The sequence below is a fragment of the Halococcus salifodinae DSM 8989 genome (assembly GCF_000336935.1).
GTDB classification, from domain to species: Archaea; Halobacteriota; Halobacteria; order Halobacteriales; family Halococcaceae; genus Halococcus; species Halococcus salifodinae.
Genome location: NZ_AOME01000024.1, coordinates 1 through 15,646 on the forward strand (window position 1 = coordinate 1; position 15,646 = coordinate 15,646).

General features: G+C 61.5%; 15 protein-coding genes and 1 tRNA gene. 5 read left to right on the forward strand and 11 right to left on the reverse strand.

Translation table 11 applies throughout. From position 1 onward, the window contains the following. From C450_RS04695 to C450_RS04715, 5 genes are all read right to left on the reverse strand, one after another. Positions 1–388, reverse strand: a 388-nt coding sequence (locus tag C450_RS04695; protein ID WP_152424402.1) for an FAD-dependent oxidoreductase, incomplete at its 3' end; no start/stop codon positions are given. Between the two features lie 114 nt (positions 389–502). Then, the gene (locus C450_RS04700; RefSeq protein WP_005040720.1) at positions 503–1,270 is read right to left on the reverse strand and encodes an SDR family NAD(P)-dependent oxidoreductase; all 768 of its coding nucleotides are present in this window, start codon (positions 1,268–1,270) and stop codon (positions 503–505) included. Positions 1,271–1,402: 132 nt separating this feature from the next. Continuing rightward, positions 1,403–2,161 (reverse strand): MBL fold metallo-hydrolase, encoded by a 759-nt coding sequence (locus C450_RS04705; protein WP_005040723.1) that lies wholly within the window; start codon positions 2,159–2,161, stop codon positions 1,403–1,405. 2 nt (positions 2,162–2,163) lie between these two features. Further along, a complete protein-coding gene (locus C450_RS04710; RefSeq protein WP_005040726.1) occupies positions 2,164–2,970 on the reverse strand; it encodes an MBL fold metallo-hydrolase in 807 nt (268 codons plus the stop codon). A gap of 279 nt (positions 2,971–3,249) precedes the next feature. Next, positions 3,250–4,341: a zinc-dependent alcohol dehydrogenase gene (locus tag C450_RS04715; RefSeq protein WP_080510261.1), complete on the reverse strand. Its 1,092-nt coding sequence runs from the start codon at positions 4,339–4,341 to the stop codon at positions 3,250–3,252. 136 nt (positions 4,342–4,477) lie between these two features. Between C450_RS04715 and C450_RS04720 the strand changes: the two genes are divergently transcribed. After that, positions 4,478–5,968, forward strand: a complete 1,491-nt coding sequence (locus C450_RS04720; protein ID WP_005040729.1) for an amidase family protein — start codon at positions 4,478–4,480, stop codon at positions 5,966–5,968. A gap of 1 nt (position 5,969) precedes the next feature. On the opposite strand, the gene C450_RS04725 is transcribed toward C450_RS04720, so the two are convergent. From C450_RS04725 to C450_RS04740, 4 genes are all read right to left on the reverse strand, one after another. After that, entirely contained in the window at positions 5,970–6,917 is a 948-nt protein-coding gene (locus tag C450_RS04725; RefSeq protein WP_049909848.1) for a 3-hydroxyacyl-CoA dehydrogenase family protein, read from the reverse strand. A 65-nt stretch (positions 6,918–6,982) separates the two neighbouring features. Further along, entirely contained in the window at positions 6,983–7,816 is an 834-nt protein-coding gene (locus tag C450_RS04730; RefSeq protein WP_005040732.1) for an HpcH/HpaI aldolase/citrate lyase family protein, read from the reverse strand. Further along, a complete protein-coding gene (locus C450_RS04735) occupies positions 7,813–9,156 on the reverse strand; it encodes an NAD(P)H-dependent oxidoreductase (RefSeq protein ID WP_005040734.1) in 1,344 nt (447 codons plus the stop codon). The genes C450_RS04730 and C450_RS04735 overlap by 4 nt, the downstream gene beginning before the upstream one ends. A 307-nt stretch (positions 9,157–9,463) precedes the next feature. Continuing rightward, positions 9,464–10,315: an IS5 family transposase gene (locus tag C450_RS04740; RefSeq protein WP_049909849.1), complete on the reverse strand. Its 852-nt coding sequence runs from the start codon at positions 10,313–10,315 to the stop codon at positions 9,464–9,466. 377 nt (positions 10,316–10,692) lie between these two features. Here C450_RS04740 and C450_RS04745 point away from each other — a divergent pair, with 377 nt between their 5' ends. The 3 genes from C450_RS04745 (at position 10,693) to C450_RS04755 (ending at position 13,455) form a co-directional block, all read left to right on the forward strand. Then, positions 10,693–11,589: a TRAP transporter substrate-binding protein gene (locus tag C450_RS04745; RefSeq protein ID WP_005040737.1), complete on the forward strand. Its 897-nt coding sequence runs from the start codon at positions 10,693–10,695 to the stop codon at positions 11,587–11,589. A gap of 64 nt (positions 11,590–11,653) precedes the next feature. Beyond that, positions 11,654–12,151 carry a TRAP transporter small permease gene (locus tag C450_RS04750; protein ID WP_005040739.1) on the forward strand — a complete coding sequence of 166 codons (498 nt, stop codon included), beginning with the start codon at positions 11,654–11,656 and terminating at the stop codon, positions 12,149–12,151. Continuing rightward, a complete protein-coding gene (locus C450_RS04755; protein WP_005040741.1) occupies positions 12,148–13,455 on the forward strand; it encodes a TRAP transporter large permease in 1,308 nt (435 codons plus the stop codon). The genes C450_RS04750 and C450_RS04755 overlap by 4 nt, the downstream gene beginning before the upstream one ends. An 80-nt stretch (positions 13,456–13,535) precedes the next feature. Here the strand turns inward: C450_RS04755 and C450_RS04760 are convergent, their stop codons facing one another. Further along, on the reverse strand, positions 13,536–14,414 hold the full coding sequence (locus tag C450_RS04760) for an alpha/beta fold hydrolase (RefSeq protein ID WP_005040742.1): 879 nt from the start codon (positions 14,412–14,414) through the stop codon (positions 13,536–13,538). A 596-nt stretch (positions 14,415–15,010) separates the two neighbouring features. Between C450_RS04760 and C450_RS04765 the strand changes: the two genes are divergently transcribed. Further along, the gene (locus C450_RS04765) at positions 15,011–15,226 is read left to right on the forward strand and encodes a MarR family transcriptional regulator (RefSeq protein ID WP_241430254.1); all 216 of its coding nucleotides are present in this window, start codon (positions 15,011–15,013) and stop codon (positions 15,224–15,226) included. A gap of 148 nt (positions 15,227–15,374) precedes the next feature. Here the strand turns inward: C450_RS04765 and C450_RS04770 are convergent. After that, positions 15,375–15,459 (reverse strand) — tRNA-Leu (locus C450_RS04770). Between the last annotated feature and the right edge of the window lie 187 nt (positions 15,460–15,646).

Consider the following 15,646-nt stretch of genomic DNA (forward strand, 5'->3'; position numbering starts at 1 on the left):
GGAGGGCCACGTCGCCGCCGAGGTGCTCGTCGACGAACCGGACGCGGCCATCGACGAGTTCGACGCCCGCATTCGTACAGAGCTGTTTCACACCGTCTGTGAGCCGTGCGACGACGCCTGCCTGCCACTCCAGCAGTTCGTCCCAGTCGATGTAGGGGTCGGCGTAGATCCCCATCGACTCTCGGTGGCCGGCGTCGTGGACGATGTCCGCCGCCGAGAGCAGCGCCTTCGACGGGATACAGCCGTAGTTTAGACAGACCCCGCCGAACGCGTCGGCGTCGGCGAGTGTGACGTCCAGACCCAATTGTCCGGCTCGAATCGCGGCGGCGTAGCCGCCGGGGCCAGCACCGATAATTAGGACATCCGTCTCTGTAGGAGGTGACGACATTGCCACCGGATGGCCACCGCCTGTGATAATAGTTCTTGCGTTCCGCTAGGCCCGTCGGTGTCCACGACCCGCTCCGTGGGTCGAGCGAACCTGGAGTCGTCGGGCCGACGGCGCTCATCTGATGGTGTACCCGCCGTCGACGACAAGCGTGGTTCCGGTGACGAACGACATCAGGTTGGAGGAGAGTGCAATAACGGCCCGCCCGATGTCCGACGGATCCCCCATCTGTCGGAGCGGGATATCACCCTTGTCGACCGACTGGTGTCTGTCGCTGGTGTTGAGTCCGCTCATCGTATCCGTCTCGATCGGCCCGGGACAGATGGCGTTGACCCTGACGTCCCGTGGTCCGTACTCCTCAGCGACGTGTTTCGTGAGGCCGATGACGCCCCATTTCGAGGTGGTGTAGTGCGCCCCAGCAAGCACGCTGATTCGCTTGCCGGCTATCGAGGAGACGTTGATGATGGACCCGCCCCCCGAGCCAGCGATAAGGGGGGCACCGATCGAACAGCAGTGGTGGACCCCGTCGAGGTTGACCGACAGTACCCGACGCCACCCCTCGTGGGATATCTCGTCATACTCCGCTGGATCGATAATGGCCGCGTTGTTTACGAGGACATCGAGGCCGCCGAACCGGTCTTCGATTTCGTCAAATAGCACCTCGACTTCTTCGGGATCGGAGACGTCCGCTTCAAGTCCCACCACGTCACCCCTCACGTCGGTCAGTTCGGCGGCAGTCTCCTCGAGACGGGCTTGCTGGATGTCGTTGATGACGACGGTACACCCGTACGAAGCGAGCGTCTCCGCGATGCCGCGGCCGATCCCCTGGGCGCCGCCGGTCACTAGTGCTGTCTGCCTGTCGAACTCGCTTTTGTTCACACTCATCTATCGATTGCAACAGGCTCGCCGCAATAAACACTCGGTTCGGGCTAACTCTTACGACGGGCGTGCTCTGAAACCCGCGCCGGTTCGTTTCCCGGTATCGACGGCGACATAACCGTCGCCTTGACGCCAGCGTCAGTCCCCGTCAGCGTCGACGGATGGGACATCGTACTCGGCGGTGATGCGATTCGCCGCCGCTTCGAGACGGTCGAGGTAGTCGGAGATGTCCGCGCCCAGTATCGGGTTACCGTGGATGGGGGCAACCGCTGACACCTCGTACCGGTCGAAGATATTGTCGAGCGCCTGGCGGAGTTTGGTGGGGTCGACGTACCGAAGCCAGACGAGGTTCTCGGCGTGGTACCGGTAGACGGACTCCACCGGGATGCCGTCGTCGAACTCCGGCGAAAGGAGGTCACACTCGTCGTCGTGGTAGTTCCCGAAGCCGTCGGCGGTGAACAATACCTTCGACTCGTCGTCGTGGATCCACGTTGTGTGCGAGCGGTCGGCGAGCGGCGGATCGATGAACGAGAATGTCCGCCCGAGGACATTGAGCTCCTCGCCGATGACGCAGCGCCGGGCGTTGGAGAGACCCTGGATGGCCGGCGATCCCGAGGACGCGACCAGTTCGACATCGTCCCACTCTGCTCGGAACGTCGAGACGTTCGCGGAGTGGGGATAGTCGGAGTGTGATAAGAGTATCGCGTCGAGACCCGCGCCGCCGGTCGTCGTCTCGATGGCCGACCGAAGTTGCGCCTCGTGGTGGAATGACCCCGAGTCAACGAGGACGTACGAGCCGTCGTGTTCGATGAGGTAGACTGAGACATGTTCGTGATGGCCCTTGACCGGGTGACAGACTGACAGCCATTCGACCGTTGAGGTGAGTCGTCGTACCACCCTTATCCCCCCAGCGCCCCGACTCGGTCTCGCCGTTCGATCTCCGCAACGACATCGGTCATCAGTTCCAGGTATTCCGTTGTGCGTTCCCTGATGACGAGTCCGTGCGTCGGGAGGACCAGTTCTGGGTCGTACGTTTCGACGACCTGTCGAATCTCGCGCTGGACCTTCTCGACGTTGACGTACTGGTGCCAGAACAGGACGCGACCGTGGAACTCCACCAGCTGGTCAAGGGTGAGGTCGTAGTCGAGTTCGTCGACGCAGGTCAGTCGGTCCGCATCGTGGTGGGGGAAGCCCATCCAGTCGACAGGGAGCAGCATCTCGTGGGTCCGCTCGGTCATCCACAACGAGATGGGCGCGTCGAGGAACGTCGCTTCGTGGAACGCGACCGTGAACCTCCCGAGGTCGATCTCGTCGCCCTCGCCGATGTGCATCGCCTCGTCGAGGTGGTAGAGGTCGTGAGCGTTCCCATACCTCGGTGCGACGAGCGTGATGTCGTCGTACTCGTCGAGAATGGCCGACGCGTTCCCAGCGTGTGGGACGTCCGGGTGCGAGACGACAAGGTAGTCGAGGGATCCACCGTCCAGTGCGTCGTCGAGGTCTGCGAGTATCTGCTCGCGGCTAGCCGGCGAGAGCGTGTCGAACAGCAACGACCGCTCGCCGTCGAACAGGTACGAACACTGCGGGATGCGCACCGCCGACCCTGGTTCGTACCAGTCCGGAGCACTCCGGCCGTCGGTGACCATCTCGAGTCGGTCCGGCCCGGGTTCGTAGAACCAGTGGAGTCCGGGGAGTACCTCCCGGCCCATCAGCCGGTCCTCCGTGACCGTCGCGATCGACGGGTCGGTGACGGGCGCTGCCTCGGTGTCGCTGTCGGTCGCCAGGCGCGGCGGGCGGGCCGCCCGCCTGCATGACGGTCGCGTAGTGGACGAATCATCAGTGATCTCCCAGCGTCGTGACGTGGGGATACGCCTTACGAGACCCCACCACACAATAAATGTACGTGAAGTACGGCCTCCGCTGGGAGTGGACGACGCAGCGGACGGGAGTGATCCCCAGCGTGGCGGTCAGCGGTTCGTCCGGGTTCCTCAGGAGTCGACCGCCCCAGGGTCGTCCGGAACGAGTGCCGCGTGGACGAGGTCCGGGTTGTGTGCCTCACCCGGTAATTGGCGCTTGATAGCCGTCTCGGCGTCCGCGACGGAGAGGACATGAGAGTTGATTCGCCCGATGGACTCCGCATTCCGTTCGAGGATGCCCATGGCTCGCTCGACATCGAGCGCCTGCCCGCGACCGCCGAGCAGCGAAATCTCGTCGACGACGACTCGGTCCAGGTCGACCGACACCGGTTCGCCTGACATTCCGACGAGGACAACAGTGCCCCGCTCGCGGACGACATCGATACCGAGCTGGATCGCGGGCGAGGACGGGGCAGCCACGACCACCACGTCGAACCCATCGACGATATCACGCGCCCGGTCGACCGCGTCGTCCCGGTCGGCGAAGACGGTATGCGTCGCGCCGATGGACTCTGCGAGTGAGAGCTTTGTCGCGTCGGCCTCCAACCCGAACGCCGAGATGGGCCTCGCCCCGACCTCTGAGGCGACGACGGTCGACGCCAACCCCTGTGCACCGGGACCAACGACGGCGACGCTGTCGCCGGCGGTGACCTGGCCCTTCCGGAGTACCCAGCGGACGCCGTTCCCGACGACGGTGCCGAGACAGGCCGCGCGAGGTGGCACGTCGCCGGCGTCGTGGACGCGTGAGTTCGGGTCGAGGAACATGTACTCGCCGTAGCCACCCCACAGGTGCGGAGCCTTGTCGGCGGGGATCGTCACACCGTACGCCCGATCCTCATCACACATGTGGTAGTTCCCGCTCAGGCAATTCTGACAGTCTCGACAGGGTACGTACGGTTCGGGGACCACCCGGTCACCGACGGCGACTCCCCACCGATCGAGCGTCTCCGCGTCGCCGGCGACAACGCGACCGACGACCTCGTGGCCGAGGACGACTGGGGCGGTCCCCATCGCGGACTTCCCGGCATAGAGGCCGACATCGGTACCACAGACGGACGTCATCTCGACCTCGAGCAGCGCACCCTCCGTGACCGGCTCGGGGAGTTCGAACGTCCGTGGTTCGAGATGTCCCGGCTCGGTCAACACCATAGATGTGGTTTGCATGGCAACGAATCGATGATCAATCGGTATCGGTATGAGTGTTACTATCACCCGATCGCCGCTCCCCACCCATTACCGTCCGCCATCGGCCGCACTCGCTCGCCGGGTGTTTTTTTGCCCCTGGGCGGGTGGGAGTGACATGGACGACCTTTCGGCGGCCGAACTTGAGGAGTTGAGCGACGCCATCGGACTTCCGGTCAAGGACGGCGAGATGGCCGAAGTCAGGGCGACGGTCGCGACGTTTCACGAGGAACTGGACGCGGTCGACGAGTTGCCGACAAGCGGGTCGGTGTCGCTGAGCGAGCGTCGCTGGCGCCCCCCCGACTCGAACCCCTACAACGCCATCTCGCGACGGTGTCATGTCCCGCCTGCTACGGACCACTCGGGCGACCTGTCGGGCATCGAGGTCGGTCTCAAGGAGATTATCGCCGTCGGCGGCCTCCCCATGGAGTGTGGCTCGGCGACGATGGCGGGATACGTTCCGCGAACGGACGCGACGGTCGTCGAGCGCCTCCGGGAGGCAGGCGGCACTATCACGACGACGCTCGCGCTCGACGAGTTCGCCGGCAGCGCCAGCGGCACCACCGGCGTCGATGGACCGGTCAGGAACCCCCACGACCCCGAACGGACCGCCGGCGGGTCGTCCGGCGGGAGCGCGGTCGCGGTCGCCATCGACGACGTCGACGTGGCCCTAGGGACCGACACCGGTGGATCGGTCCGCATTCCGGCGTCGTTCTGTGGCATTGTGGGGCTGAAACCGTCCTATGGGCTGATCCCGTTGACGGGTGTCGGAGAGAACACGTACACGCTCGACCACGTCGGCACGTTCGCGGAAACGGTGTCGACGACGGCGAGGATCCTCGACGTGCTGGCGGGGGCCGACGACGCCGATCCGGCGAGCCTACAGGCGGCCGGACGAGCGGGATACCGGATCGGCGACTACGAGAGCGCGGTCGAGGCGGAGAGCGTCGAGAACGTGACCGTCGGCGTCCTCAAAGAAGGGTTTGGTGACGGCGTCTCATCGGTCGTCGCCGAGCACACGTTGGGGACCATCGACGAACTCGAAGCCGACGGCGTCACTGTCGAGTCGGTGTCCGTCGACCACTTCTCGGCCGGGAAGGCCGTCAAGAATCTCCTCAGTCTCACCGAACTCGCGACGCTGTGGCGCGACGGTGGCGTGCCGTACCGACGAGCGAGCGTCGTTGACGACGGCTACCAGGCGGCATTCGCGGCTCGATCGCGCGCCTTGGGGAGGAAGCTCAGTACGTGGTACAAGAGCAAACTGCTCGCCGGGGCCGCCCTCGTCGAACGCGACTACGGACTGCGGTACGGGCGGGCGCAGGCGGCCCGCGATCTGCTCGCGCGCGAACTTGACGACGCCCTCGACGGCGTCGACTGTCTGGTACTCCCGACGATGCCCGAGACGGCCCCGCGTATCGCGGACGCGCCATCCCCGGATTTCGACTACGCTCGGAACACGCGCCTGGCGAACATCACTCGCGCACCGGCGCTCACGCTCCCGAACGGAACCGTCGACGACCTCCCGGTCGGGCTACAGCTCCTGGCCGGGGAGTTCGAGGAGCGGACGTTGCTCCGCGTCGCCTCCTACGTCGAATCCCGGCTGGCGTAACTCACTGTTCATCGGTCGCGCCGAGGGCGTTCCGGAGGCGCGCTATCTTCCGGTCGCGGCGATGAACGACGGTCTCCAGCGACTCATCGTAGTCGTAGAACCCCGCGCCGGCGTCGACGCCCTCCCGCCCGGCCGTCAGAAGCTCGTCAAACCGCTCGCTCGGCGTCTGCCGCGCGGAGAGTTCCGGGTACAACTCCTCGCCGATAGTCTCGAACAAGTCAACTCCCGAGATGTCGACGGTCTCGAACGGGCCGACGGTGGCGGTCCGCAGCGCGTACCCGTCACGGACGGCGGCGTCGACCGCTTCGACGGACGCAATTCCTTCGTCGACGATGTGTATACACTCCCTGAGCACCGCAAACTGGATGCGGTTCCAGACGAACCCCGCCGCGTCCCGTTGGAGCCGGATGGGCGTCCGGTCAACCGACTTGACGAGACTCTCCAGTTCGTCCACCGTCGCGTCGCTCGTCTCCTCGCCCGGGACGAGTTCGACCAGCGGCATGATGTATGGAGGGTTCCACCAGTGGCAGCCGACAATTCGCTCGGCGTACCGCTCCGCCCCGGCCGCGATGTCGGTGATGCGCAACCCCGAGGTGTTCGACGCCAGTATTGCGGTGTCGGGAGCGGCTTCTCCGATGGACCGGAACAGCTCCCGTTTCACGGCGAGGTCCTCCGAGACGGACTCAACGACGAGCTCGGCTGACGAGACGCCCGCCTCCCGGTCCAACGTGAACTCGATTCGCTCCAGTAACGCCTCGGCCGTCGTCTCGGCGCACGACTCCTTGGAAAGCAATTCGGCTGCGTCGACGATTCTCTCGATGGCGTCGTCGAGGTTGGACTGGCGGTGGTCTACGAGCGTCACCGGGTGGCCGTGACGCGCAAACTGGACCGCGAGTCCCGCGCCCATTGTTCCGGAACCAACGACCGAGACGGTGGTCTGTGAACTCATATTTTGACACTCCCGCCGGGAGGCTTAAAACTGGAGGTCGAGACTGACCGACAGCGGGCGACGGCTCACTCCGCGCCGTGATCGAGCAGTCGTCGCTGTTCCTCAACGACGGGCCGGTCAACGAACGTCCCCTCGAAATAGACGACTCCGGCGTCGGCCGCCTCGAAGGCGTCTACAAGGCGACGTGCCCGGTCGAGTTCGCGTTCGGTCGGCGCGAACCCCTCGTTGACGTTCGGTATCTGTGACTCCGCAATGGCCATCTTGCCGTCGAACCCAATCTGTCGGGCCTCCTTGGTTTCCGCGCGGAGGCCGGCGTCGTTCTCTCTATCGAGGAAAACGGTGTCGAGCGCGCGACAGCCGACCGCGCTGGCGGCCATCGAGATGAGGTAGCGCGGGAGGTAGACGTCTGCGTTCGAGTCGAGAGCCGACATCCCGATGTTCATCCGGAAGTCAACGGATCCGAACGCGAGCATGATCGTTCGCTCGCTCGCGCCCGCGATTTCGTGGACGCGGAACACGGCCTCGGGGCGTTCGATGAGCGGGACGAGACCGATATCCGACGATGCCGAATCGAGTTTGTCAGTGACTATCTGCACCTCCGTCGCGCTGCGGACATCGGGGACGACAATCGCCTCAGGGACGGCTGCACAGTCGATGAGGGCCTCAACATCAGCCATCACAAATTCGGTGTCGAGGCCGTTGACTCGGACGTACAGCGTTGGGTCGTCCGCCGACCACTCTTCGACGGTTCGTACGGTGGTATGGCGTGCCGACGCTTTCGCGGATTTCAGGACGGTATCTTCAAGATCGACGATGATGGCGTCCGTGCCGGATTGCTTCGCTGACTCGATCGCGTCTTCGTCATCGCCGGGGACGAACAGGTGGCTTCGGTCGCTCATCGGTCGTCCTGTAGTCGGCGCAGGTGGTAAATGAACGAGTCGGTCTCTACGTCCACATCGTCGTAGGTGAGTATCGCGTCGCGATCGACCGGTTCCGTCACAGTCGCGCCGTCAAGTAGTTCGAACGGAATGTGGCCCGACTCGTCGACAGTCGTGGCGTCCTCGAGGACGCCGTAGATAGTATACCCGCCGCCGCCGTCGAGATCCTCGCCAGGCTCGAGTGGCTGTTTCGCCCGCGCGACCACCTCGCCTACTCGGTGGTACGACGCGCCGGTCGGCTCGTCGTACAGGACGGCGTTGGCGATGCTAATGGTCGTTTCCGCTCCAGGGAGGTGGTATGGGCGATAGAAAACCTGGTAATCGCCATCGTCGGAGACGTAGAACCCCGTTCCAGCGTTCTCCTCCAAGTAGGCCCGGGTACGCTCGGTCGGCGTCGTCGTGACAACGAAGACGCCGAAGCTGATGTCGCGGGTGACGCTCGATCCGTCGGGGTGCAACGAACTCACGGTCTCGACCACGCCCATGTCGTCAAGCAGACCGCCGTCAGACTTCGGGCGCAAGAGGTTTGGTATCTCAGGTATCTCCGCGGTCGGGAGGTGCATCCCTGTCCTGTCCGGGCGCAGGCCCGTCGCGTTGGCAACGGCACACATCTCGACAGCGACCTTCGTCCCGTCGAGGAAGGAGTTGTACATCCGTGCGTTCAGGTCGTGGGAGTCAACGAACGCCTCATCCAAGTCAAGACGGTCGAACACGTCGTCGGGCGTGCCGTGCCGGTACTCCTCCAGGTACGCGTTGCCTTTCCCCGCAGCCACGATGTCGAGACCGACGCTCTCGGCCCAGTCGCACAGTTCGACGATGAGTGCGGGTTGATCGCCGTACGCCATCGAATAGACGACGCCGCACTGTTCGGCCAGTTCTGTGAGAATCGGGCCGACCACGGAATCTGCCTCGACCGTCGCCATCACGACGTGCGTGTCGTTCACGATGGCGTCGTACGCATGGCGAGCACCAAGGTTCGGGATGCCGGTCGCCTCGACGACGACATCGAGGTCCATCTGCACTAGGTCCAGACCGTCGTCGAGGATCGTTCGTTCGTCGGCGGTAATGGCCTCGTTAGCGTCTCTAGGCGTCTGAGCGGTGACGACGGTGCGTTCGTCGACGCCAGCGGCGCGGTACGTCTCGGCTGCCTTCTCAGCGTTGACGTCCGCGATGGCTGCCGTCCGCATCCCCGGCACGCGCTCGATCTGGGCAACGGTGTTGCTGCCGAACAGTCCCGCCCCGATGACTCCGACCCGGACTGGTGACTCTCGATCAGCGAGCTTTCGCGATGTGTTTAGCATCGCTAGCTTTGTTTTTCGGTGGCCTACTAAGTGTGACGCAAACTGGCATAGAGTGTCCAGAGTCGAATAGTGCCGCCACCAAGGCTCTTGCCGCGAGATTCGATAACCACGTTTATTTTTGGCCGCTTTGGGGGCGTCTCCCGCTGGGGATACCCCTTTGTCAAATCCTGCTTATCGGAGAACATTTGTACATCGTCACGGAGGGGTGGTGCAGTATTGAGATGTGATCCTCTGTTAAATCTCAGATCTTCAGGGGTGGGGGATTGCACTGCCACGGGTCTATTGAATCCGCAGAAGGCGAGGGGATTCACGACTTGAGGGCCTGTTCGACGTTGTAGACGGCAGCGGTGAGCGAGATTTCACGAAATTGGCGATACCACGCTCGCGCTCGGACGGCGGAGCCGTACGAGCGCTTGATCACCGAGTTCACGCACTCGCAGATCGATCGTTGATGATAGCGTTCGCTCTCGATCCGCGCGTTGTGCGCGTGATCGTAGGGCGCGAAGACACGGTGTTTGATCAGCGAACGGACGCCTTCGGCCCAGAGAGCCTCGCGGAAGCTCATGTCGTCGTAGCCCTTGTCGGCGGCCAAACTGAGCAGGTCGCCCGCGTTCCGCAGGGCGACCTGCGGACCGACGTTCGTCCCGTTTGGCCACTTCGCACTACAGTGAACGTCGATCACCGCGCCCTGAGCGGTATCGACGAGAAACGTTGCCTGGATCGTTCTGACGTCTCGGTCACACCGCTTGAGATAGTGGCTCGACGCCTCCCGGCGGTCGAAGTAAGTGGCGTCGATGGCGGCGTGGCCTGACTGGTCGAGCAGCTCCGACTCTCGTCGGAGCAGCTCTCGCCAGACAGCCATCGGTGCGTGATCGAAAGACTTGCACAACGCCGATGGACCGATGAATTCGCCCCGTTGGAGTGCGAGCCGGGCTCGCATTCGCTCCATCTCTTCGGCCCAGTCGAGAACTTCGCTGAGCGTCGCTTCCATATGAACACGGAGGAAGTGCAGGACGGCGTGCTTCCAGCCGGCAACGGAGTTGCCGGCAGGATCGCGGATCTGCATCAGCGCTGCATCGGTGAGTTTTCGTGCGATCGAGACAGCTTGCTTGACGAAGCGGAAGAAGCCAGTTGTGCAAAAGGTCCTCTTTCGCTTCAACGCTGTCGTTCTAACGACTCAACCTGCTGCCGTCGGTGGATTCAATAGAACCCACTGCCACTAATCACACTCCTTCTCGTTCTACCGAATCAGACAAATCAACATCTGGTACAGACCTCCTGGACTTTCCGATAATTATAAGTATGCACAGCTTGGGTAGACTGTTGTTAACAATGGTGAACAGACGAGACGTACTAAAGGGCAGCGTAGGACTATCTGCGGTAGGGTTCGTAGGACTTAGTGGTTGTACGGGCAGTAGCGGCGGAGGGAACAGTAGCGGCGGAGGGAACAGTAGCGGCGGAGGGAACAGTAGCGGTGGAGGGAACAGTAGCGGTGGAGGGAACAGTAGCGGTGGAGGGACTATCCGAGCTGCGACGGTGTTCAACCAGGATCATATCCAAGCACGAATACTCAAGCGGGGAGTAAACAACTTCATCGAGACCGCCGAGGGCGACTACAGCCTGGACCTCCTCGCCGGTTCCATCGGGGGAGAAGAGGACCAGATGGAGGCCGCTGCGAGCGGGAACGTCGACATCCACAGCACGAGCTACGGTGGCCTCACCAACCGATACGCTTCCGGCTATGGGTTCCTCTCGGCACCGTTTGTTGCACAGAGCTGGGAACACCTCCAGGCGATGGAGAAAGAGTACGTGGAGGGTGAGAATGGACTGAATAGCGTACTCTCTGAGGAAGGAGGCCAGCGGGTCATCCGAGCGGCGTACCGCGGCGTCCGTCACACCACGTCGAACAAGCCGGTCAAGTCACCAAAGGATCTCCAGGGTGTCCCAATGCGGATGCCGGAGATCAGTTCGTGGATCGCCCCTTGGAAGACCATCGGCGTCGATGTCACACCCGTCCAAGCCGACGAACTGTACTCCGGTCTACAGACCGGCGTTGTCGAGGCGTCGGAGGGCCCGATCGGTCAGTTCGTCGATTTCAGCCTCTACGAGGTCCAGTCGCACTTTTCGAAGACCGGGCACATGATTCAGGCGTACCCGCAGGTCGTCAGCACGTCGTTCTGGGACGGGCTCTCGGACAGCGAGAAGGAGACGTTCAATACGGCCGTCGACGACGCGGTCAACTGGGGGTACGAGACCATCCAGAGCGAGTTCGAGGACCTGACGCAGATGGTCCAGGAGGAGCACGATACTACGGTTATTCCCGCCGATGAGGTTGACCAGCAGGCGTTCCAAGAGACCGCCGCCCCGGAGATCAGACGTCTATTCGAGGAGAACTGGAACACAAGCTACGACGACGTACAGAGCCTGGTATAACTTACCGACCGCGAGTCCACCACAACCATTGACATCACATAACATCCTTGAGAAGGTTCACACGATGCTGGAGATCGTTGGCGTCGCGCTCGTCGCCGTCATCGGCGTCACAGTAACCCTCCGGGTCGCCTCACGTCCGCTCGACTTCCTTCCCGACCTCCTCTGGACCGGCGAAATCGCTCGCTACAGTCTCGTCCTCCTCACCATCGTCGGCATCCCTTACGCGATGCGAACGAACGACCACATCTCCATCCGACCCTTGCTGAAGTCCTTTTCCGGGAATTACCAGACAGTTCTATTCATGGTGACGAACGTCCTCATCACGGTGTTCTGTCTCTTCATCGCCTACTCGTCGTTCGTCGTCTCCAGGCGAACGCTAGGCAACCCGCTGCCGACGGTCAGGTGGCTGAACTACGGGTACGTCAACCTCGTCATGGTCGTGATGTTTCTCCTGACGGCGGTCTACACCACCAATGACACGCGGGGCCTCTGGCGGGAGTATCGGACACCGAATCATGAGGAGACGGAAACCTCAGAGGCCAGCACGGAGGCTCGTCGATGAGCGGCGAGATACTACTGGCGCTGGCCTTCCTAGTTGTCCTCCTATCCCTCTATCTGCTGGGAGTACACGTCGCGTTCGCCATCGGCATCTCGTCGGTAGTGATTATGCTGTTGCCGTTCGGTCCCGGGTTTAATGTGCAAATCGTCGCCCAGCGTTTCTACACGGGGTTGAACAGCTTTATCCTCATCGCCGTCCCGTTCTTCCTGCTCGCGGGACGCATAATGAACGAGGTTGGGATGACCGAGGACATCTTCGACTTCGCCGAGGAACTCGTCGGACCCGTTCCAGGCGGACTAGGACACGTCAACGTCGTCGTCAGTATGATATTCTCCGGGATGAGCGGCTCGGCCGTCGCCGATGCCGCCGGTCTTGGCGTCATCGAGTATCGCTCGATGGTGGACCGGGGGTACGACGAAAACTTCGCCGCGGGCATCACAGGCGCCTCCTCAACCATCGGCCCAATCATCCCCCCGAGCATCCCCATCATTGTCTACGGCGTTCTCGCGAACGTTTCTATCGGTGCCTTGTTTATCGCAGGGGTGGTTCCAGGTCTGCTGATGGGGCTCAGTCTGATGGGGATGGTACTTATCCTGAGTTTCCGTGGTGAAGACATCGGCACCGTTCAATCGTACGATCTTGGACGGCTCGGTCGAACGTTCCTCCGTTCGATTCCCGCTCTCATTACGCCTGTAATCATCGTGGGGGGAATCCTGACGGGAATGTTCACGCCAACTGAGGCTGCTATCGTCGCGACAATCTACGCGCTGGCGGTCGGGTTCTTCTACTATCGAAGTCTGAGTTTTTCGTCGCTCTACAAGACCACTCAGAAGACATTCCTTGACACAGCTGTTCTGCTGTTCATCATCGGCATTGCGAACCTCTATGGCTATCTGCTGGTCCTCTCAGGCGTCCCTGACCTCATAGCAGGGCTACTGCTAACGGTATCGAGCGACCCGACAGTTGTCATCCTAATCCTCGCGGTAATCCTCCTGTTGCTGGGAACATTCATGGAGACGCTCGCCATCATCACTGTCATGGTGCCCATTCTCATCCCCATTTTTCCAGATATTGGAATAAATCCTCTTTCCTTCGGGATTATAATGATGGTTGTCCTGATGATAGGCATCATCACGCCACCGTTTGGTATTGCACTATTCTCGCTTGAACGGGTGACCGACAGGAAACTTGAACAGATTGTCCGGGGGGTCGCTCCGTTCTACATACCGCTAATCCTCATTGCGCTAGCGCTGATCCTCGTTCCAGACATCGTGCTTGCGCTCCCCCGCTCGTTCGGACTTACTTGACTGGCGAACACTTCTCTCGACGCCAGGCAGGCGTTTGTAGCGCGTCGTGACTCGCCAACCGCCAATCAGACGGCCAGGACTTACACCACCTCCGAGAAGAACGCGCGTATCGCGCTGTTCGCGCGCTCGGGACGTTCGTAGTGCGCGAAGTGCCCCGCATGCGGAAGGCTGTCGAACTTACAGTTCGAAAAATACTCGTCCAATCGGTCTGCCCACTCGACTCTGAGGACGGGATCGAGTTTTCCCCAGAGGACGCGGGTGGGTACGTCTATCGTCGGCAAGGACGGCGCTCCCTCGCGCATTAGTCGTTTCCGGGCTTCGTCCGCCGCCACGTACCAGTTGAAACCGCCTTGGAGATTCCCCTCACGTAGGAAGTTGTCAATCCAGGCTTCATGATCCTCTCGGTCGAACGCCTCCGGGTCGTCGGCCCAGTGAGTGAGGAAATGCCCGATATACGTCGCACACGACTCGCGGGACGAACCAACAAGGGCGGCGGCCCACGGCTGCTGGTTGAACGACTGGTACCATATCTCGCCGATCCATTCGGCGCGAAGCCACCGGTCGCCGATGCCGGGATACGGACAGTCGAAGAAGAACAGCCCTGTCACCGATTTCGGGTACTCCCGCGCGAACTGCTGGGCGATGAGTGCACCAAGGTCGTGGCTGACGAGTCCAAACTTCTCGATATCCAGCGCCGTCGTCAACGCTTGTAGGTCTGCGACGTGGTCCCCGACAGTGTACCCTTCTTTCGCCGGTAGATCCGGCTTCTCGGTCGCACCGAATCCGCGGAGGTCGGGCGCGACGACATCGTAGGTCTCCGAAAGAGTCGTTAGGTTCTTTCGCCACGTCCGCCAGAACTCCGGCCAGCCGTGGAGGAAGACAAGAGGGTGGCCAGCGCCTTCTCGGACGTAGTGGATGTCAATACCGTTCGCCGAGACCTGTGAGTGAGAGAATAGCATGATTAGTAGCAATACTGCGAGGGGTATAAGTAAATATTTTCTTGTGGTCAGAATGACACCGTTAACCTATCTCGGTTTGACAGAGGTTCCTCAAGCACTCACCTATCAAGCGAACCGAGATCGAAGAATGCAACAGAAGTAATTAAATCATATTACTGATCGACGACCCGCCTAATCATTCCTTAGATAATTGTACCGGAGGACAGTCAGTAAACGGAGTACTAGAAGCTACGGATTCAAAAGCCAGGTGTGGAACGGATAGCACCATGGTACAGTGACCGATACCACACCCGGCAATATAGTCTTTGAGAAGTTTTATTATAAATGTTTGCCCTGTCGACCTCGCGCAGTTGTGGAGGCGCTCGAACACCAATCGCTCGGCTTTCTGCCGCTCTTACTCCTCGGGAACAAGGCTCTCCCTCCTGGTGAGGGGGCGTTCTTTGTCGATCTGCGCGATCACGTCATTGAGTTGGAAAGCAGGACGCTCTGTTGGATGGAAGGCTTTACCACGGTCGCATGTCGACGTTCTACCGGTATGCCCACTACCAGTGACCGCGTTCTCCGAGTCAGTTGAACAACAGCGGTTCGACCGATTGATGAGCCTCTCACCCAGCGCTAAGCTCGTGTTCGTCGTTCTCCAGAACGACCACCCACTCACCACCCAGGAGATACACGAAGAAACACTTCTCCCGCCCCGAACCGCACGATACGCGCTCAACAAGCTCACCGACGCAGATATCATCAATAAGCGGGTCAATCCACACGAACCGCGTTCACAACTCTACACTCCACAACCTGTTGCTGAACGGTAATCGACTACGGGTCTCTGTGGTCCAACAGCAGCCCCTGCGCTCAGGGGCCCTGAAACCGTCTCCCGAAGAGAAATTGAGCTATTGGATAATTCCAGAAAACCAGCATCCACTACTCGGGGATGGCCATCGGAACCCCTACTGAACGGAATGCGAGGGGTAGGATTCGAACCCGCGAACCCCTACGGGAGCGGATCTTAAGTCCACCGCCTTTGGCCAGACTCGGCCACCCTCGCCCACTCACGTCTCGATAGTCATAGGCATGGTCGTTTCGGTCGGGCGGGAATTTCCCGTCACCTTCGCCATCCAAGGCCGGGTTCTCTGGCATCCTAGTCGACAGCGTATCGAAACAGTCTCACACGTACCCTAACGTCCCGCTCTCTCTTCGGCCGATTCACCCGGTTTAACGAGAGGTCCCCGAGC